Origin of the sequence: Neobacillus sp. (genome assembly GCF_031988165.1) — a bacterium.
GTDB classification, from domain to species: Bacteria; Bacillota; Bacilli; order Bacillales; family Cytobacillaceae; genus Neobacillus; species Neobacillus rhizosphaerae.
This window is the reverse complement of record NZ_DALZYO010000013.1, coordinates 45,466-65,309: the sequence shown is the minus strand read 5'-3', so window position 1 is coordinate 65,309 and position 19,844 is coordinate 45,466. Positions and strand designations below refer to the sequence as shown.

Here is a 19,844-nt window from a genome sequence, read left to right as displayed (position 1 = left end):
AAATGCTATTTTGGGGTTACCTCCTTCTTTTTTCTTACATACGAATAAACAAGGAGGGATATAAAATGGACGAGGCTGAAAAATTACTGCACTATAAGCTTTTTATTAAACCCTTTGACTTAAAAGAGCTTAGAAGAGATATTTGGATAAACGATCCGATTCCTGCTCAGTTAACGGTGGGGGGAAAAAGGCTTGAAATTGATTTAAGTTATCGCGGATCCCATATCCGAGATTTTTCGAAAAAGTCTTATCAAATTTCTTTCTATAAACCATTAAAATTCAAAGGTGCAAAACAAATTCATCTTAACGCCGAATTCAAGGATCCGTCCATGATAAGAAATAAGCTGTCATTTGATTTTTTTTCAGAATTAGGCGTCCTAGCGCCACAAACACACCATATTTTTTTAACGCAAAACGGTAAAGTAGAAGGGGTTTATTTGGAAATCGAATCAGTTGATGAAAATTTTTTGAAAAAGAGAAACCTACCTAATGGCAGCATTTTTTATGCAGTTGATGGTGACGCAAACTTCTCTCTCATGAGTGATTTAGATAAGGAAACAAAAAAATCACTTGAATTAGGCTATGAAAGAAAATGTGGGAGTAAATTAGATGATTATTACTTACAGGAATTTATCTATAAAATCAATACGATTTCAAATAGTGAATTTGAAAAGGAAATTTCAAAATTTGTCGATGTCGAAAAGTATCTTCGTTGGATTGCAGGAATTATATTTACATCAAACTATGATGGGTTCGTGCATAACTATGCACTTTACAGGAATAGGGAAACGGGCTTATTTGAAGTTATCCCATGGGATTACGATGCCACATGGGGAAGGGATGTAAACGGTAAACGAATGGAAGCAAATTATGTCCCTATTGATGGTTTTAATACCTTAACAGCAAGGCTGTTAGACGTGGATGGTTTTCGAAAGCAATATCGAAGCTTGCTCATAAGCACATTGAATCATCAATTCACAGTTGAATTTATGATTCCAAGGGTTGAGAAACTACTTCAATTGATTCGGCCGTATGTCAAACAGGACCCATACAAAAAGCAAAATATGGATGACTTTGATAAGGAATTAGCGGTTATCACAGAGTATATTGAGGAAAGAAGAAAGTACCTGCAGAGGAAATTAACAAAATTAGAATAGAAATCAATAGTTAATGAAAATCTGAAAGGACATCTTAGGTCCTTTTTATTTTTATTAAATCTATCCTAAGTTTCAACTCCCACCCCAATCATCGAAATGAATTGAATAGAGTGGTACACCCACATAATAATGGGTGTGTGAGCAGAGCTAAGTTTTACCCCATTCAATGTGATACATGTATATTTTTCATTAAGGCAAAATAAATGGATTCATTTTGCGTCTCTCTGCCCCGTTTACACAGAAATGAACAATTCACGCAATAAAAAAGGATTTTACATTTTTTTATTGAATTTACTTCAAAAAAGATGCCAATTGGCATCTTTTTAATTATTCCACTGTTCTCTTGAAAGAGAATTAGCTCTTTTTTGGCCACCAGATGTTATTTTCACGATAATATCCTTCCATTTGGAAATCATCATCTGGAGTTGTGCTCCATCCCCAGTTTCCTTGTCCAATATTGTTCCGGCGTGATTTTTTACGCTGTCTTGTAGTCACGATGACGGAAGGATGTCGGTTTCTAGAAGTATTATGTCTGGAAGTCACGATGACGGAAGGATGTCGGTTTCTAGAAGTATTATGTTTGGAAGTCACGATGACAGAAGGATGTCGGTTTCTAGTAGTATTATGTCTGGAAGTCACGATGACAGAAGGATGTCGGTTTCTAGAAGTATTATGTCTGGAAGTCAAAATAACGGAAGTTGGAAGGTTTCTAGAAGTATTTCTTCTAGAGGTATTCCTATGGGATGTATTTTCAGGTTCTAGAGTTCGAAGTCTCGAAGTAAATCTTCCTGCAGACCTGCGAGGATGTGGAGGCTTTCGTCTGGAATGTTTATTTTGATGTGATCTACGCGTTAAACCTGGATCCCTAAACATGAAGTCACCATGCCCAGAATTTTTTACTTCTTCTGCCGCATTTTGAATATCATCTGGAGTAAAATTGCTCAATATTTTCACCTCTTTTCTTTTAAAAGGGAAGAGCAAAACCGATAAAACCATATTTGTCTCCGCACTTCCACCTCTCCTAATAATCTACGTTGCTGAGGTTTTCTTTGTATAGGGAAATTGTTTATTAGTGAAAAAAATTTATCCGATAGTGACATACATTAAGGGTAATGTGGTTTGGTTTTAATTTGAAATAAAGTCGTACCATTTATAAAAAAGATGTACCGTTTTAAATAAAGATAAACGGTTTATAAAAAAATTCCACCGTTTATATGTTTGTCTATAGGGCCATTTGGAACAAGTAAAAATAACCACCCTTTATTCAATATGGGTGGTTATTTTTGCTTGTAATATTTAATCATTCAATAAATTTCGTTGATTTATCTCAATTAGAAGTATGTCAATAAAGTCAGAACAAAGGTTGAGCCGTATGGCATCATGATAAGCATCAATCAAAAGATTATCCTGTAATAACTGCAGCGATTTCAAAGCGATTCCCCTCATTTATCGTAATCTAGAAATATTTTAAAATAAAGAACAGACTTTTTGGGGTATTACGAAGAATATTCACAAAAAAATCATATAAAAATAAAAATTTCATTCACTGTGACTTTTACACTAGAGCTATTATTATTTTTAATATAAAGGGAAAAGCTAAGGAGGATGCAAAACATTTTTGAGTTAATTTTCATCATTTTTGCAAAAAGGTGTAATATGAAAGAAAGGAAAGTTGCTCCATTAGTTTCGGCAAAGATTTCTAAATCTAATCGAAGGAAGATGGAGAAAGTGAATAAAGTAAACAAATTAAAGGTTTTATCCTACTGTACCGGTACGTTATTGGCATTTGTTGGTGTAGGGGCAGTTAGCGCTGGATGGGGGTTAATTATGGAACCGAGCGGAAAAGCTCTAGGATTACCGCTTGATTTTTTGGGGAATTCTCCATTTGCTGACTACTTAATCCCAGGAATAGCTTTGTTTTCTATTAATGGAATTGCTAGTTTAATTGGCGCATTTTTAGCATTTAGAACCCACCGGTTTATTGGAAAGACAACGTTTGTACTCGGAATTGCCATGATAATCTGGATTTCGGTTCAAGTGTATTGGATTGGCTGGCAAAGCTGGCTGCAGCCAACATTTTTAGGAGTTGGTCTTGTTGAAATAAACCTCGGATTTTTGTTTATCAATCAGTACAGCGACCAAGGATTATTTAAGCGCCATCACGGACACCACGTTCATTGAGCAGATTTTTATAAATTATTCCCATTAAAGCCCACCACTTCTGGTGGGCTTCATTATTTAATAGTAAGGAGCTTTTCTAAGGAGGGCTTTTTGAGTTTTTCTGTAGGGGTTAGGTAATAATTATGTTAAAATAAAATAGTGAAAAACATTATCATTGTAAAAAATTTTAGAATCAAATCCGAGGAGAGGATATTAATTGAATAAAGAGGGAATACCTTCTCCACTGAAGGATGGGTTAGATGCATTTTCGAAGGAGAATAATACTTCTACCCTAATAACAGATTTAAAAGCACTTTTTAAGGCCAATGTTTTACTCGCTAATGTGCTGCCAGTCTTTACAGGTTACTGGTTATCACTAGCCTTTTCCAATACTTCGTTTAGCGCAAACTGGAATTTATTTTTGTTAACGATGATTGGTGGAACGATGGTTATAGCTGGGGCACTCATTATTAATAACTGGTACGATGTTGATATTGATACGGTGATGGATCGTACGAAGAATCGCCCTACCGTAACAGGGAATATTTCCTTAAAGGTCGTTTTAACGTTGGGAATTGCCTTTTCTGTATTTGGCTTTATCCTTCTGCTCTTTACAACCATTGAAGCAGCCATTTGGGCATTCGTAGGATGGTTTACCTATGTGATTTTGTATACGATGTGGTCAAAAAGAAGATATACACTTAATACAGTTATTGGAAGTGTTTCTGGTGCGGTTTCACCTTTAATTGGCTGGACCGCAATTCAATCTGGTTTTCATTTGGTCCCAGTTGTGTTGTTTCTTATATTATTTATTTTTCAAATGCCACATACATTTGCCATCGCAATGCGGAAAAATAATGAATATAAAGCTGCAGGGGTTGCGATGCTTCCGGTTGTACACGGATTTGCGATGACGAAACGGCAAATTTTTGTCTATGTTGCCTGTTTACTGCCATTGCCGTTTTATTTAGTATCGCTTGGGACAACTTTTATTGTTATTGCCACCTTGTTAAATATCACCTGGTTAGCTTTGGGAATATACGGATTTTTTACGAAAAATGATCAAAAATGGGCGCGCGTGATTTTTATTTATTCGGTCAATTATATTACGATTTTGTTTCTTTTGATGGTCATCGTAACTTTACCGCTATTTGGTTAGCATGGTTAATTTTTGTGACTAGAGAGGGTCAGTCTTTTAGTACTTTTTGTGCATAAGAGACTGACCCTTTTTACGTCTCTGGACCCAGAATAATATTCAAGCTCAATTATGGACTGTCAAGAACATCGAGTGAACAGTTCCTTTTATCAGAGTATAATCGTCGTTCAGATCGCCCTATTAGAAAAAGAAATGAAACCGGAAGTAAGTAAATCTATTTTGCACCCAAAAAAAGGGAACGGTGTTAAGCACTATTCCCTTTTTTCGAATTTGAGTGGAATAAACAGGATTATCGTTTCAACCGTTTTAGTACATGTTCTTCAAAATTTTCGTGATTTATATCCAATCCCAAAATTTCATTTCTGAAGGTTTTGAACCGTCCATTATTCACTTCTAGGGTAAAATACCCTCGCTCACTTAACAGGTTAATATCTCCAATGATTTTTTTTCTTTGTACAGGATCAAACAAATGAACTAAATTAGGATTGCTTGGATGTGGTTTAAACATGCAGCCTTGTTCCACGCATATTCTAACAATGTTACGTACCTTTGGATGAGCGATGCTATCAATTTTCTTGCTTACTCCAATACTGACCATAAGTTTATTCTCCTTTCCCATCATAAAACGATATGCGGAGACAGAAGAAAATATGAAAACCCGTGACTTCTGATCCTTTTATTATTTTCCTGGATTAAGTTCACTCATCCAAAGATTGGCTGGTGATTGGTGCTCTTAATTATTATTAATAAAATTTTTTTCTAATCACTTAGACCTAGTAAAATACGTTGACAACTTGTATATTTCGCACATCACCCCCGAAAAAAGACATATTTCTTTCTCCTCCTAAATTTCGACATAAATTAGTTCTATTGAATTATTACGAGAATCGAAATTTATTGAATAATCGCCATCTATCCTTCATTTTTCATAGAAACAGAGTATTTCATAGAAATTCAGTCCTAGCAAAGATGAATTAAAAGATAAATCAAACTATTCATGCAATTGTGAACGAATAAACATATACTAAATTTGATTAATCAAAAGGGGGTAATATTTTGAAGAACAAACTTATTGCACCAATTGTTTTATCTACTGTACTTCTTGCAGGGAGCATTCCATTTAGTAATGTTCTAGCGAAACAGCCAGAGGAAACTGCAGCCATTTCTGTAACAAAAAAATGGAGTGAAAAGGCGAATGTTCCAATCTTTGTTCGTGAGAAACAATTAGAAAAACGGAATGCTAGTAATGCTAGCGATGCTCTTAACTATTTGGAAGAAAAGAAGGAACAACTAGGAATCAAGAATCCAAAAGCAGAGTTTCAAGAGAAAAATACGAATAAAGATCATCTTAGAATGACGCATGTTCGTTTTAATCAAACGAAAAATGGTGTACCTGTAGAAGGTGCTGAAGTAATCGTCCATTACAATGAAAATAATCAGATTGTTGCGGTCAACGGTTCCGTTAACACCGATTTAGATAATTTAAACCTAAATACAAAACCTGAAGTAAACAGTGAGAATGCGTTGGCGGTGGCAAAAAAATCTGTAGACGCTCCAGCCCAATTACAATACGACCCAACGACGGAACTTGTCGTCTATCCATTCGAGGGAGAGCATAGTTTAGCCTATAAAGTAAATGTTAATTTTCATGGGAAAGAACCCGGCAATTGGTTTGTTTTTGTCGATGCCCATACAGGTAAAGTCATTGACCAATATAATGCGATAATGGATGCTGATGAAATCAACACACAAACTGGGAATGGTACAGGTGTACTAGGGGCACATAGACTTCTACATATCTCTCAAAAGAAAAATCCAAAAGAGGGTACCGTTTTTCAATTAGCAGATTATGCTCATAATAACTTAGGTGGAATTTTTACCTATGATGCACCAACAGGTTCTTTATTTACAAGTAATAGTGCTTCATTTAAAAAGGATTATGACAGGGCTGCCGTCGATGCTCATTATAATTCAGAAAAAGTCTATCACTATTACCTTGATGAACACGGCCGAAACTCACTAGATGATAAAGGGATGGCCATCAATTCTTACGTTCACTATGGAACGAACTACAACAACGCTTTTTGGGATGGCCGTCAAATGACCTATGGCGATGGGGATGGATCATACATGATTTCTCTTTCTGCTGGCCTTGATGTAGCTGCCCATGAAATGACCCATGGTGTTACGACAAATACAGCAAATTTACAATATCGTTTTCAGCCTGGAGCGTTAAACGAAGCATTTTCGGATATTTTTGGTGCTCTAATTGATGATGCTAATTGGGAAATTGGAGAAGATATTATGGGACCTGGTGCTAAAGCGGATGGCAGAGAGTCGTTGCGCAGCTTAAGTGACCCAAGTAAATATCGAGTTGGAGCAGCCTATGTCGCATATGGGAATGGAAAGGGTAAATATCCTTCTCATATGAATGAGTTTTACGATCTTCCACGAAATTTAGATAATGGAGGCGTTCATATTAATTCCTCGATCATCAACCATGCTGCATACCTGACAGCACAGGATATTGGTCGTGAAAAATTAGGCAAAATCTACTACCGCGCATTAACTACTTATTTAACACCAACATCTGATTTTAGTGCGGCTCGTAAATCTATCATCCAATCAGCTGTAGACCTTTATGGAGAAGGAAGTTCAGAAGTGGCCGCAGCTGCAAACGGATTTAATAAAGTAGGAATTTTAGAGTAATGAAGCATCAATAATAACTTACCGAAGCAAATAAAAAATAGCATGGAGAGGGGTAACAATTTCTCACCATGCTATTTTTTTTATGAGGATAGCTATCTACTGCTTTACTTTTAACCTCGGTGATTGAATTTTCGTAAAATTATCGATACAATAAATGAAATTATGAAAAAGTTATCCATAACGGTGTTTTAACGGGAGTGGGCAATTTGTTAGTGATTAATCAACAAGAAGTAGAGGAATTGTTAACAATGGCATCGTGTTTCAAAATAATGGAGGCTGTTTTAGGAAAATCATCAGGGGAAATTGGCTGAGAGTATTTGAAGCCGTTTGGGGGTAAGAGAGGAAAGGTTACATGAGTACATATTTGAATCAAACGATTTTTCATTATTATTGTGCAGGTGTGTATGAGGGGAAGATTCAATTTAAAGAAAAACAAATCATGCATAGTAAAGTGGATCGGCGTCAAAGAACGCAGATGCAAGAAAATATTCTTTCAGCCGATATAAATACAAATCTACCCTTTCAAAAAATATTTGCCAATCTTTCCGGATATGCTAATGCGGAATGGACAGGAGAAGAAGTTCGTCTTTCAAATGGATATTGTTATCAAAGGTATGTGACCTATAATGGTGTTGCTAATGGCCAGCGTATTCACTCACAGGTATGGGCGTACCGGAATGATACGGCTTTAGATGTGGTAACATTGGATGGGGAAATTATTGCTTTTGTTTGCCCGAATCGAAATGGAATGGAAGTCATCGTCAAAAGTGGATATGAAAAACTGACGCCACTTGTTGTATACGATGATCCTCTCCTTTCAACACCCGATTATGGGATCAATGATTTAGGAACCTTTTTAGTACCAATGCGGGATGGGGTGAAATTAGCGACCGATGTGTACCTCCCTGAGGGATTAGAGAAGGGAAAGAGAGTTCCGACAATATTAATTCGAACATGCTACGATCGGAATCGAAAAAAAGAATCCCTAATGAGGTGGGCAAATAAAGGCTATGCCGTGGTCTCCCAGGATGTGAGGGGGCGTGCCGATTCTGAAGGTGAGTTAGTTCCGTTCTATTATGAAAGAGAGGATGGACATGACACGATTGATTGGATTATTTCTCAAGAATGGTCCGATGGAAATGTCGGGATGTGGGGTGCTTCTTATTTAGGGTATGTTGTGGTTGCAGCCGCTACTAGTGGACATCCTAATTTAAAGGCTGTCGTTGATGAGGTTAATGTTGGTTCTCCTTTTGTAGATACAGTCAGAAGAGGAGGAACGGTTTGCTCATGGCCATTACTAAGTTGGACACTTGCTCAATCGGTTGGAACGAGAACGGATTTCGATATCTTTGCAGGTCTAACAGTAAGTGTGGAAGAGGCTGTCAATGCCAGACCAATTAAGGATATACCGCAGCAAATAATTGGAAAGCCATCAGAACCATGGACGCTCTGGAGTGAACATCCGGAATATGATGAATTCTGGAGGAACTGCACTTTTTCAGAACGAGGTGACCAAGTCAAAGTTCCGATGTTTGTGATTTCGGGATGGTATGATGGCGATAGCCCTGGTGTATCAGAAACATGGAGGATGTTAACCCATCACGATGTGCCAAACCGCAAACTTTGGATAGGACCATGGGAGCATAATCCGAATCGGGCCAGGGATTACCAAGGGGTAAGTTTTAGCAATGATGCTGTCGTATATGATTATGATGTGAAAATATTAAAATGGTTTGACCGCTTCCTGAAAGAAATTCCGAATGGAATTGAAAAGGAGCCACGGGCCACTTATTACCTTGTTGGTGAAAATGAATGGAAAACCTCTGATGATTGGACACCTGAAGAGGCGACGGTGATGAACTTTTATTTAGCTAGTGCCGGGGGAGCAAACTCAAGTAATGGGGATGGCGTTTTGCTTCCTTCGCTACTTGAGGTTTCGCCACATGATACCTTTATTTATCATCCAAATGAACCTTTCGATTACAGTGGTGAAAGAGACCCTGAGAATCTCCGAAAGTATGAACTAAGGAACGATATTCTCGTATTTACCAGTGAGGAACTACAAGAAGATTTTGCAATCGCTGGAGAGCTTTCTGCTGAAATATATGCAGCAACTACTGGATTTGATACAGATTGGGTTGTCACGTTAAGTGATGTGGATGAAGTAGGGAATTCGATTCTTCTATCCAACTACATCGTAAGAGCGAAATATCGAAAAGGCTACGATGCACCAGAGTTACTTACTCCAGGAAAAATTGAACCATATTCCATCTTTATGCAAAATATTGCACATAGATTTAGCAAGGGTCATCGGGTTCGCTTTTCAATTACGTCATCAAGCAAATATATTGCCTTTCCTAATACAAATACGGGCGGTAACCCATATGATGAAATGGAGCCAATGGTTGTTACACAGAGTATTTATCATGACCAAAAACACCCAAGCCATGTAAAGTTACCGGTATTATATGGAAAGCTTTCATAAATCGGATACCGTTCAATAGAATGGATGAAAAAAAATAGATTCAAAGATTTCTCCAATGGTTTTAAGTCGTCATTTAGAATTGGCACCTGCTAGAAGGTTAGCAGGTGCCTTAAATTTTTTCTTCCTTAGTAGGAATATTCAAAGAAATGGATGGGATCTCTACCCATATTTGAAAGTTTGATTATAAAGAGAAACCATAAATTTCAGTAGCGTTTTAGATTTCCACGTTATTGGTTAGTAATTCCTCTCAATAACAAAATGCGTGATATCCCCGCGATAGATTGTTCGTGAATATTCGATAATGGACCCATCACTTAAATAGGCTAGGGTTTCAAGTAGAAAAAAAGGAATCTCATATATTGATTTTCAGTTTATCGGCTGAATCCTCATTAGCGATAATTAATTCAAGATTTTCGATTGTCTTGCTTATTTTTATGCCGAAATGGCAATCCAATTGGTTGTATCATGATTTTTCACAGCCATTTCTTTTAAAAAAAACCTCCCTAACATATAAAAAAGCTTACGATTGGAAAGGAATTATGTGTTATCTAAAAAATATTTCCTCATATTCATTTCTAGTTTGGTTCATATTACATGATGTAAGCAATTTAGACTAAAGGATGAATAAGTTGGAACATATTTTAATTCCTATATTTCGCACTTGTATTTCTTTCTTCATCTTAATGATTGTGTCGTTATGGATTGGGAAACAAGTAAACTCCCATAACAATCATTATAATTTTGCTATGGCTGTTACGATTGGTTCTTTTATTGCCAACATGGGCTTTGACACATATCTGAAATTTATCCCAATGTTGGCCGCTTTCCTTGCCCTTATTTCTATGTACTTTCTTTCTTCCATTATTGCAACAAATAGCAGACGTTTCCGATTGTGGATATCGGGAGAACCGACGGTTATTATAGAGAATGGGAAGATTTTAGACGGAAATATGAAAAAAATTAGGTATTCATTAGATGACTTAAATCAGCAGCTTCGAGAGCATGGTATTTTTGATCTAATTGAGGTGGAATATGCTTTATTAGAAGTAAGTGGAAAATTATCGGTTCTAAAAAAAACAAAATATCAAAATGTGGTCAAAAAGGATATTTATCCAACCAATTTACAATCAAAAATCCAGCTGCCAATTGAACTAATTATGGACGGAAGGGCAGTTGATAAGAATTTAAACTCGAAATATTCAAAAACATGGCTTCATCATGAATTAATGGTTAGAAATTTGCAAATGAAAGATATACAATATGCAGTTATTTCGTCATCTGGCTCATTGTTTATTGACCTGTTTGAGGATCATGTAAATTCTCCATTAGATACAGAATAGTTACTTTAGTAAAGCAGTAAAACCTTCATGATTATTAATAATTGCCCCAATATTAGGGGCAATTTTAAAAGTGGTAGGTGTATCTTTCCGTTCTTTGTTGATAAAAATAAATTCACTATAATAAAATTATGTTAACTTAATCAATTTCAATTATAAGGTAAGGAAATAAAATTTTCTGTTTTAAATTATAAAATGGTAAACTATTAAAAAAATCATTATTAAAGAGGGGCTCATAATGATAAAAGCCATTTTTTTTGATTTAGATGATACACTCCTTTGGGATCAAAAAAGCATTAAGGAAGCCTTCGCGGCAACATGTAAATTTGCAGAAGATCGGTGTGGAGTAGACCCTGTTCAACTGGAAGAAGCTGTTAAAGATGCAGCAAGAAACCTATACTCCTCCTATGAAACTTACGCCTTTACGCAAATGATTGGAATTAATCCGTTTGAAGGATTGTGGGGTAATTTCTTTGATGACCATGATGAATTTAAGAAAATGAAAGAAATCGTTCCCGTCTATCGAAAAGAAGCTTGGACAGAGGGACTAAAGATGATGGGCGTAGATGATCCAAACTTGGGCTACGAATTAGCGGAACGGTTTCCACAAGAACGAAGGAACCTGCCGTTTGTGTACGAGGAATCTTATATAACATTGGATACACTAAAAGAAAATTATCAACTTCTTCTTTTAACAAATGGATCACCAGACTTACAAAAAACGAAACTAGGCATTTCACCCGAGCTGGTCCCATATTTTGACCAAATTGTCATTTCAGGTGACTTTGGTAGCGGGAAACCGGATCCTGCGATTTTCGAACATGCATTGTCCCTCATGTCATTGAAAAAAGAGGAAGTTATTATGGTCGGAGACAATTTAATGACAGATATTCTTGGTGCTATTCGTGCTGGAATCAAATCGGTTTGGATAAACCGTAACCAGAAAGAGTGTAACGAAGTGATTCCTACATATGAAATTCAGCATTTGGAAGAGCTTTATCAAATTTTAGAGGTGTTAAAGGCAGAGGATTAAAGAAGGTTAGCTACCAATGTCGCTTTAACAAATTGCTTACAATCGTCAATATCCTCGATTGACGACTGTTTTCACATTTTTTATCCGATTTCGGTAGTCAATCTAATTAGAGAGGTGTATGCTTTGGAATTACGTCAATTAAGACTATTTATGGAAGTGGCTAAGCAAAAAAGTATTACAAAAGCAGCTGAGAATATGCATCTTTCACAGCCAGCCTTGAGTAAATCAATCATCGCGCTAGAAGAAGAGCTCGGGATGACCTTGATTATTCGTACCAATAAGACAAGTGATCTGACAGATACAGGGAAGGTTGTCCTCGAATATGCCCAGAAAATGAATGCCTTGCAAGATGAAATGAAAACCACGTTAAATGATATGACTAACCTGACAAGAGGTCAGATCAACATTGGGCTACCACCATTCATCGGTAGCTTATTTTTCCCAAGGGTAATGGCTAAATTTCATCACGCATATCCGAATATCGAATTGAATATTACAGAGTATGGCGGCGCAAGAGTGGTAAAGAGTGTCGAGGAAGGGGAATTCGAGCTAGGTGTTGCTGTGCTGCCGCTTGATGAACTGCAATTTAATATCTATCCCATCGTGGAAGAAGAGATGAAGCTGCTTGTTTATAAGAACCATCGCTTGGCTTCTCGTAATGAAGTGGAAATAGAAGATCTAACAGATGAAGAATTTATTTTTTATCATGATGAATTTGCTTTAAATCAAATGATGAGGGATCATTTCATTGCTGCTGGTTTCGAGCCGAAAATTTTATTTAAAAGCTCCCAGTGGGACTTGATGTCGGAGATGGTGGCAGCCAATCTGGGAATTACGATTCTACCCCAGTCCATTTGTAATCGTGTCTTCACCAAGGACATTAAAATTATTGATCTGAGGCCTGCCATCATGTGGCGTTTGGCAGTCCTCACTAAGAAAGACCGCTATCTTTCCATTGCTGGGAAAACCTTTATAGATTTTATTCTAAAAGAACCATTATAACTTTTAGTTATTGAAATCATTCCGAATATGTATTTTACGAATGGATAAAACAGTCGTATTATATATCATATAATTAGAAAACGAAAAGGGAGTATAAGAGCTCCTTTTTCACATTTAGGAAGGATTTTTCACAATGAAAGTTTGGGTAATTATCATACAAGTCTTATTCATCCATGTATTTCTATTTCTTGGTGCAGCAATAAAAGCAGTAATACCACTCCCAATCCCTGCCTCCATGTTCGGATTATGCCTTCTGTTTCTAGCACTCTACTTGAAAATCATCAAACTGGAGTGGGTGGAAAAAGGTGCCGTTTGGCTAATGGCGGAGCTGTTACTTTTCTTTATCCCATCGGCTGTAGGTATTATTAATTATGATGAAATCATCAGTCTCCAAGGTGCAGAAATCATTGTATTGATTGGAATCAGTACCGTTGTTGTGATGGGGATAACTGCCCTGATAGCAGAAAAAATAACTGTCAGGAAAAGGAGTGAGCAGCATTGATGATGATTTTGGTTACAGTTATCACCTATTTTATTTATCGATTTGCCAAAAAGGCATATGCAAAATGGTCGATGCCGTTTTTTCATCCTCTATTGCTTGCACCCATCCTGTTAATTGCCCTAATACTACTCGTACATGTGTCTGCAAACCAATACCTTGCGGATTCCAAATGGCTTACACATATGTTAGGACCAGCTACGGTTGCTTTTGCAGTACCCATTTACAAAAACTTACCGATTGTCAAAAAATATCTCGGTACGATTATTATCAGTATCACTTCAGGAACTCTGGTGGCCATTTTTTCAACTTTTGGCTTGTCGAAATTATTCCATTTGAAATATGATTTTATCACTTCAATCCTCCCAAGGTCGATTACGACCCCGATTGCGGTAGAGGTTTCAAAAGAAATTGGCGGCCTACCTACGTTAACGACAGTTTTCGTTATTTTAACAGGAGTGATTGGTGGTGTTGTCGGTCCAATAGTCATCAAATCACTTTCTATTCAAACGCCGATCGCCAAAGGACTCGCACTTGGTATGGGTGCACACGGTGCCGGCACCAATAAAGCATTGGAATTTGGGGAACAGGAAGCGACCTTTTCCTCTTTGGCGATGATTTTCGCTGCATGGATTACCTTACTCTGGGGAGCGCTTTTGATTCCACCCCTGATGAATATTCATCATTTTTTTTAACTACAGATGCCTGTCCTTATAAAAGAGTCGAATGGCATGGACATGCCTAGGATTTTTATCATTTCTTCTGACGCTACGAAAAACAACCCATTACAGGTCGTTACAGGAATTTTTAATTAATGAAATGGATCAAATGGCTCTGGAAATTGAGTGTTTGAACGATAAAGCATTTCCGATACAGTTACACATTTATAACCGTTCTTGGACAAAAAATCCAAAACGGTATCTAACGCAAGAACTGTTTGACAAGCCTGAGAAAATTCGCTTCCATGCCAATCGTGGAGTAGAATGATATTCCCTGGTCTAACTTCTTCTGTAATATCTCTACAAATCCGGCTGGCTGCAGGATTTTGCCAATCTTTTGGATCCTTATTCCATGACCAGAGAATAACTAGTTTGCCGTTTTTAACTGCTGTATTAATAATTAAATCATTGTATAGACCTCCTACAGGGCGGTAGAGAGTAGGTTTATATCCTATGATTGACTGTATAAGTTTATCTGTTTCCTCTAATTCAGCTGTTAAAGTTGCGGCAGTAATATTCCTATCATAAATATGATTATATGTATGATTAGCAATTTCATGTCCTTCTTTTACTTCTCTTCGTAAAATTTCAGGAAATCTTTTTACTTTATTACCTGCTACAAAAAAAGTGGCTTTTGCATTATATTTAGCCAATATATTGAGTATTTGAGGGGTGAAAACGGGGTGAGGTCCATCATCAAATGTGATGGCAACCATTTTTTCTTTTGTATTTATATCCCATATGACATGTCCTGTTTTTTCATACATGGCACGACTTTTTGTCGAAGCGGATACAGGCATTTGATTGTAACAAAAAGTGATGGATAAAAGGAGGGGAAATAATAATATTTTTTTCACGAATAATACACTCCTCCGCAATAACAAGTAAAGTTAGTTTATGTAGTAATCACTTTTTTATTAATGAAGTTCAGAAATAGTAGATAGGGGTGCTATCTTCACGAAAATAAATTTCGGCTATTTTTGGTACAGTACTATTCATGATCTGATTAAATATAAAATAGAGTGGATGAAAAGGAGCGGCTTCAATAATGACGCTCCTATTTGCTTTTGGACGGTGCTATTTTCATCCCTTTATTTGTTTTTTAACCATGTCAAAACGGAGCAAGAATACCATGAGAAAAAACAAAATAGGAACAAACTGTGGGCATTTTTACTACTAAATGGTGACCTGTACCATGCGATTAGCGTTGTTCATTTAATTAATATTCTGATATTGAGCAAATTAATTGAGGAAAAAGAAGGATAATATCGACAAAATTTGCAGTAGTTTCCTCTCTTTTTTAGTAAAAGTATAATTAAGAATTCCTATTTTTTCATTAATTAGTGGAATATAAAGCATTTCTCATCTTTCAAAAGTAGTATATGCATTTTTCCTTCGTTTTCTATTGTCGAAAAATGATCATGTTATGTTTAACAATTTGCAATATAATGAAAATTGGAAAATAAAAAGGAGGTCTATATATGACAATTAAAAAAGGTTTTTTAGCTGGTGCACTTAGCCTAACGTTATGTGCATCTACAATTTTTGCTAGTGGAGCAGGTATTGGACATGCTCAATCAGTTGAAAAGAAATACATAGTGGTTTTTAAGGATGAGGGTAAACTGCCATCAGGTTATGAGGATTTACTTAAAAAAGCTGGCGGCCAGATTCAAAATAGGCTGGAAAAACTAGGTGCTGTTGAAGTATCATCCAACAATCCAAATTTCCTAAAGGAAGTTAAAAACTCTTCGATTGTGTCAGAAGCTGGAGCAGAAAACAAAATTTATGCTGAGGCACCATCTGTGGAAGCAACGTTCTCCTATGAGGATGCCGCTTCTGTTAAGTCAGATTTATACGAACAGCATCAATGGGATATTAAACAAGTAACCAATAATGGGGAATCATGGACACTTCCCGGGGGTACAGGAAAGCCAGTATCAGGGGAAAATATTGTCGTTGCTGTTATCGATACAGGTATTGACTATACCCATCCAGATTTAAAAGCAAATTATGCATATGGGAAATCATTTGTTCCGGGCCATTCGGATCCTAAGGACGAAAATGGTCATGGCACACATGTAGCAGGTTCAATCGCGGCAAAAGGAAGAACAATGGGGGTTGGACCTGATCTAAAAGTTGCTTCCTATCGTGTGTTTGGTCCTACAGGAGATGCATCAACTGCTAATATCGCTGAAGCATTAATGACAGCTGCTGATGATAATGTCGATGTAGTGAATATGTCATTAGGAGGCTACGATTGGTACCAAGACCCGGAACTTGCGACCAAGGATGTTGTTGCAGATGTGCAAATGTTTAATCGAGCCATAAATTATGCAATCAAAAAAGGAGTTACAGTTGTTGGATCAGCTGGGAATAACGCTGTTGATATAAGCAGTCCAGGAAAACTTTCTGGTGATAATAATGGTGCGACACACAGAAGCCCGAGCAGTCAGAACTTGATTAGGGTTTCAGCAGGTGGAAAATTGAAGAATCTGGCATACTACTCAAACTATGGAGTAGGAAAAATTGATGTAATGGCTCCAGGTGGAGATTTGGGCCCTAACTATAATCCTGAAACAAAAGAGGGAAGAGATAACTCTTACCTTTGCTTGGCTACAGTACCTGGCGGGTGGGGCTATAAAGCAGGTACTTCCATGGCAGCTCCAAAAGTTGCCGCACTTGCCGGCGTCATTATTGCTCAACACGGTAAAGATAAACTTAATCCTGCCCAGGTAAAACACATCATTTTGAACTCTGCTGAAGATGTATTCAAACCAGGAAATGATGAAAAGTCTGGTAAGGGTTTAATAAATGCAGTTAGTGCATTGAAATAAAATTAATAAACAAAGCTATCGGGGTTTCCGATAGCTTTGTTTCATTTAAAAAACCGAAAAGCTTTCTATTTAAGTATTGAATATATTTGTTCAAACTACGAGTGTGTGAAACAATCTTGTGAATCTAAAAACTTCGGTAATAGCCACCTATTTAATTTTCAAATGCGTTTTCTTTTACTCAACGACTAATTCCCTGTTATCTTAATAGAAGGAATAATATTCCTGTTAAGGGGTGATTGGTTCCAGTTAAATAAGAGAATAAGGAGTGAGAGAATGATCCGCTTTGAAAAGGTAACAAAGCAATACCAAGATGGTACCACTGCAATCAAGTCCATTGATTTGGAAATTAACGAAGGGGAGTTTTTTGTTATTATTGGTCCCAGCGGCTGCGGGAAAACAACGCTGCTCAAAATGATGAACCGACTAATCGAATTATCTGACGGTACCATATTTGTCTATGGTAAAAAAATTAGTGATTACGACATCCACGAGCTCCGCTGGAACATGGGATATGTTCTCCAGCAAATTGCACTATTTCCCCATATGACGATAGAAGAAAATATTGCGATTGTCCCTGAGTTGAAAAAATGGAGCAATGAGAAGATTCGGCAGCGAACCGATAAATTGTTGGAAATGGTAGGGATGTCTCCTGAAAAATATCGAGGCCGGAAACCAAAAGAACTTTCTGGAGGCGAACAGCAGAGGGTAGGCGTGATACGGGCACTAGCCTCAGATCCAGGGATTATGTTAATGGACGAACCATTCAGTGCGCTTGACCCAATTAGCAGGGAAAAGCTACAGGATGACATCCTTGAAGTGCAGCGAAAAATTAATAAAACGATTGTTTTCGTTACTCATGATATGCAGGAAGCGATCAAGCTTGGAGATCGAATTTGTCTCATGAAGGATGGAGAAATTGTTCAAGTGGGGTCACCTAAAGAGATTGTTGAAAGTCCGGTTAATGAATTTGTTCGGGATTTTGTCGGGGCACAATCAGTTACAGTTAAGGAGAATATCCGTTTAGAACACATCATCAATCAATTTATAGCCAGCCATAGCACATCACCTTCTTCCGTAACAATTCCGGCATCGGCCACATTAAGAGAAGGGCTATTGTTGTTAACGGAGTATGAACAATTGTCCGTGGAAAAAGATGGTCAAATCATCGGTATCATAACAAGGCAAACCGCATTACAATTTATGGCGGAAGGTTTGGAGGAAAGAGGTGACGGCAATGGATAATTTTGCAGATGTTTTTAAAGAAAGGCAATCGCAATTGTGGAGCGCCTTGCTCGAGCATATTGAACTCTCCCTGATTGCCTTATTCTTTGCCATACTTATTGCTATTCCCCTCGGTATTTATTTGACAAAGAAGCAAAAGATTGCTGAAGGGATTATCGGCATTACCGCCATCCTGCAAACGATTCCGTCCTTAGCACTTTTGGGTCTTTTAATTCCTTTATTCGGCATCGGAAAAGTACCTGCCGTTATTGCCTTAGTAATTTATGCATTGCTTCCAATCCTTAGAAATACATATACCGGTATCAAAGAGGTAGATCCATCACTTATTGAAGCTGCAAGAGCGATGGGGATGAATAGAAGACAAAGATTATTAAAGGTAGAACTGCCCCTCGCCACTCCTGTTATCATGGCCGGAATACGAACGGCTATGGTTTTAATTGTCGGGACAGCTACGTTGGCGGCTCTCATTGGTGCTGGAGGATTAGGAGACATTATCCTTCTTGGGATTGACAGAAACAATTCAGCACTTATTATTCTTGGGGCTATTCCAGCAGCTGCTCTTGCCATTCTTATTGATATTTTCTTGCGACAATTTGAACGAATATCTTTCAAAAAGACCTTAATTACTTTTGTCGTAATGGGAGCTGCAGCAATCTTAATTATCGCTATTCCGTCCATTACAAACAATGAACAGAAAAAAATTGTCATTGGCGGAAAACTTGGTTCAGAGCCAGAAATATTGATCAATATGTATAAAATACTAATTGAGGAAGAGACAAACTTAAATGTTGAACTTAAGCCGGGCCTTGGAAAAACTTCGTTTGTTTTCAATGCTTTAAAGTCAGGTAGTATTGATGTGTATCCTGAATTTACCGGAACGGCCATTTCGGAATTTTTAAAAGAAACGGCTGTAAGTACGGACAGAAGGCAGGTGTATGACCAAGCACGGTCTGGTATGTTAAATAAATATGACATGGAAATGTTGGAACCAATGAGCTACAACAACACGTATGCATTGGCTGTTCCAAAGCCTTTGGCTGAAAGGGAGGCTTTAACGACGATTTCTGATTTGCAACAAATGAGCGGCAGCATAAAGGCTGGTTTTACCTTAGAGTTTGCCGATCGTGAGGATGGTTATCGCGGGATTCAAAAACTTTATGGAATCACATTTGCTAATATCAAAACTATGGAACCTAAGCTCCGTTACAATGCGATTAAATCAGGGGATATTGACTTAGTTGATGCGTATTCAACAGATAGTGAATTAAGGCAATACAATCTGTATGTTTTAGAGGATGATAAGCATCTTTTTCCTCCCTATCAAGGTGCTCCATTATTAAGGAAGGGAACCATTCAAAAATATCCGGAAATCAAGGCCGCTTTAAATAAGCTTGCTGGAAAAATAACGGACGACCAAATGCTCGAGATGAATTATCAGGTAAATGTAAATGGTAAAAGCGCCAAAGATGTTGCCAAACAATTTTTACAAAAAGAAGGATTAATTAAATAAA

The 19,844-nt window shown here is 37.3% G+C and carries 17 protein-coding genes; 13 read left to right on the top strand and 4 right to left on the bottom strand.

The window, feature by feature from the left end:
* The first annotated feature begins 65 nt into the window (after window positions 1–65).
* Window positions 66–1,157, top strand: a complete 1,092-nt coding sequence (locus RTR43_RS09670; RefSeq protein WP_312471437.1) for a CotH kinase family protein — start codon at window positions 66–68, stop codon at window positions 1,155–1,157.
* 354 nt (window positions 1,158–1,511) lie between these two features.
* Here the strand turns inward: RTR43_RS09670 and RTR43_RS09665 are convergent, their stop codons facing one another.
* Together RTR43_RS09665 and sda are read right to left on the bottom strand one after the other, a co-directional pair.
* Window positions 1,512–2,102, bottom strand: coding sequence for a CotG/ExsB N-terminal domain-containing protein (locus RTR43_RS09665; protein ID WP_312471436.1), 591 nt, complete (start codon window positions 2,100–2,102; stop codon window positions 1,512–1,514).
* Between the two features lie 351 nt (window positions 2,103–2,453).
* The gene (gene sda, locus RTR43_RS09660) at window positions 2,454–2,603 is read right to left on the bottom strand and encodes a sporulation histidine kinase inhibitor Sda (RefSeq protein WP_312471435.1); all 150 of its coding nucleotides are present in this window, start codon (window positions 2,601–2,603) and stop codon (window positions 2,454–2,456) included.
* Window positions 2,604–2,762: 159 nt separating this feature from the next.
* Between sda and RTR43_RS09655 the strand changes: the two genes are divergently transcribed.
* Together RTR43_RS09655 and cyoE are read left to right on the top strand one after the other, a co-directional pair.
* Window positions 2,763–3,338, top strand: coding sequence for a hypothetical protein (locus tag RTR43_RS09655; RefSeq protein WP_312471434.1), 576 nt, complete (start codon window positions 2,763–2,765; stop codon window positions 3,336–3,338).
* A gap of 196 nt (window positions 3,339–3,534) precedes the next feature.
* Complete coding sequence (gene cyoE / locus RTR43_RS09650; RefSeq protein ID WP_312471432.1) at window positions 3,535–4,476, top strand: heme o synthase; 942 nt, start codon at window positions 3,535–3,537, stop codon at window positions 4,474–4,476.
* Between the two features lie 286 nt (window positions 4,477–4,762).
* Here the strand turns inward: cyoE and RTR43_RS09645 are convergent, their stop codons facing one another.
* The gene (locus RTR43_RS09645) at window positions 4,763–5,071 is read right to left on the bottom strand and encodes a hypothetical protein (RefSeq protein WP_312471430.1); all 309 of its coding nucleotides are present in this window, start codon (window positions 5,069–5,071) and stop codon (window positions 4,763–4,765) included.
* Window positions 5,072–5,529: 458 nt separating this feature from the next.
* Here RTR43_RS09645 and RTR43_RS09640 point away from each other — a divergent pair, with 458 nt between their 5' ends.
* The 7 genes from RTR43_RS09640 to RTR43_RS09610 all read left to right on the top strand — a co-directional run bounded on the left by RTR43_RS09640 (window position 5,530) and on the right by RTR43_RS09610 (window position 14,233).
* Window positions 5,530–7,182, top strand: coding sequence for a M4 family metallopeptidase (locus RTR43_RS09640; RefSeq protein ID WP_312471428.1), 1,653 nt, complete (start codon window positions 5,530–5,532; stop codon window positions 7,180–7,182).
* 352 nt (window positions 7,183–7,534) lie between these two features.
* Entirely contained in the window at window positions 7,535–9,667 is a 2,133-nt protein-coding gene (locus RTR43_RS09635) for a CocE/NonD family hydrolase (RefSeq protein WP_312471427.1), read from the top strand.
* A gap of 629 nt (window positions 9,668–10,296) precedes the next feature.
* A complete protein-coding gene (locus RTR43_RS09630; RefSeq protein ID WP_312471426.1) occupies window positions 10,297–11,007 on the top strand; it encodes a DUF421 domain-containing protein in 711 nt (236 codons plus the stop codon).
* A 235-nt stretch (window positions 11,008–11,242) separates the two neighbouring features.
* A complete protein-coding gene (locus tag RTR43_RS09625) occupies window positions 11,243–12,037 on the top strand; it encodes an HAD family hydrolase (protein WP_312471425.1) in 795 nt (264 codons plus the stop codon).
* A 123-nt stretch (window positions 12,038–12,160) separates the two neighbouring features.
* Entirely contained in the window at window positions 12,161–13,039 is an 879-nt protein-coding gene (locus RTR43_RS09620) for a LysR family transcriptional regulator (RefSeq protein WP_396954556.1), read from the top strand.
* A 133-nt stretch (window positions 13,040–13,172) separates the two neighbouring features.
* The gene (locus RTR43_RS09615) at window positions 13,173–13,541 is read left to right on the top strand and encodes a CidA/LrgA family holin-like protein (RefSeq protein WP_248737268.1); all 369 of its coding nucleotides are present in this window, start codon (window positions 13,173–13,175) and stop codon (window positions 13,539–13,541) included.
* Window positions 13,541–14,233 carry an LrgB family protein gene (locus RTR43_RS09610; RefSeq protein WP_312471525.1) on the top strand — a complete coding sequence of 231 codons (693 nt, stop codon included), beginning with the start codon at window positions 13,541–13,543 and terminating at the stop codon, window positions 14,231–14,233. The genes RTR43_RS09615 and RTR43_RS09610 overlap by 1 nt, the downstream gene beginning before the upstream one ends.
* Before the next feature lie 116 nt (window positions 14,234–14,349).
* Here RTR43_RS09610 and RTR43_RS09605 read toward each other — a convergent pair whose 3' ends face one another.
* Window positions 14,350–15,057 (bottom strand): polysaccharide deacetylase family protein, encoded by a 708-nt coding sequence (locus RTR43_RS09605; protein ID WP_396954557.1) that lies wholly within the window; start codon window positions 15,055–15,057, stop codon window positions 14,350–14,352.
* Window positions 15,058–15,738: 681 nt separating this feature from the next.
* On the opposite strand from RTR43_RS09605, the gene RTR43_RS09600 reads away from it, so the two are divergent.
* From RTR43_RS09600 to opuFB, 3 genes are all read left to right on the top strand, one after another.
* Complete coding sequence (locus tag RTR43_RS09600; protein ID WP_312471422.1) at window positions 15,739–17,091, top strand: S8 family peptidase; 1,353 nt, start codon at window positions 15,739–15,741, stop codon at window positions 17,089–17,091.
* Window positions 17,092–17,364: 273 nt separating this feature from the next.
* A complete protein-coding gene (locus tag RTR43_RS09595; protein WP_312471420.1) occupies window positions 17,365–18,333 on the top strand; it encodes an ABC transporter ATP-binding protein in 969 nt (322 codons plus the stop codon).
* Window positions 18,326–19,843 carry an osmoprotectant update ABC transporter permease/substrate-binding subunit OpuFB gene (gene opuFB / locus RTR43_RS09590; RefSeq protein ID WP_312471419.1) on the top strand — a complete coding sequence of 506 codons (1,518 nt, stop codon included), beginning with the start codon at window positions 18,326–18,328 and terminating at the stop codon, window positions 19,841–19,843. The genes RTR43_RS09595 and opuFB overlap by 8 nt, the downstream gene beginning before the upstream one ends.
* The last annotated feature ends 1 nt before the right edge of the window (window position 19,844 follow it).

What these genes read in the sequence shown, in the direction of transcription:
- RTR43_RS09625 (WP_312471425.1), top strand. Translation starts at nt 11,243, where the DNA reads ATGATAAAAGCCATTTTTTTTGATTTAGATGATACACTCCTTTGGGAT.
- RTR43_RS09670 (WP_312471437.1), top strand. Translation starts at nt 66, where the DNA reads ATGGACGAGGCTGAAAAATTACTGCACTATAAGCTTTTTATTAAACCC.
- RTR43_RS09645 (WP_312471430.1), bottom strand. Translation starts at nt 5,071, where the DNA reads ATGGTCAGTATTGGAGTAAGCAAGAAAATTGATAGCATCGCTCATCCA.
- opuFB (WP_312471419.1), top strand. Translation starts at nt 18,326, where the DNA reads ATGGATAATTTTGCAGATGTTTTTAAAGAAAGGCAATCGCAATTGTGG.
- sda (WP_312471435.1), bottom strand. Translation starts at nt 2,603, where the DNA reads ATGAGGGGAATCGCTTTGAAATCGCTGCAGTTATTACAGGATAATCTT.
- RTR43_RS09605 (WP_396954557.1), bottom strand. Translation starts at nt 15,057, where the DNA reads ATGCCTGTATCCGCTTCGACAAAAAGTCGTGCCATGTATGAAAAAACA.
- RTR43_RS09635 (WP_312471427.1), top strand. Translation starts at nt 7,535, where the DNA reads ATGAGTACATATTTGAATCAAACGATTTTTCATTATTATTGTGCAGGT.
- RTR43_RS09595 (WP_312471420.1), top strand. Translation starts at nt 17,365, where the DNA reads ATGATCCGCTTTGAAAAGGTAACAAAGCAATACCAAGATGGTACCACT.
- RTR43_RS09600 (WP_312471422.1), top strand. Translation starts at nt 15,739, where the DNA reads ATGACAATTAAAAAAGGTTTTTTAGCTGGTGCACTTAGCCTAACGTTA.
- RTR43_RS09655 (WP_312471434.1), top strand. Translation starts at nt 2,763, where the DNA reads ATGCAAAACATTTTTGAGTTAATTTTCATCATTTTTGCAAAAAGGTGT.
- RTR43_RS09610 (WP_312471525.1), top strand. Translation starts at nt 13,541, where the DNA reads ATGATGATTTTGGTTACAGTTATCACCTATTTTATTTATCGATTTGCC.
- RTR43_RS09615 (WP_248737268.1), top strand. Translation starts at nt 13,173, where the DNA reads ATGAAAGTTTGGGTAATTATCATACAAGTCTTATTCATCCATGTATTT.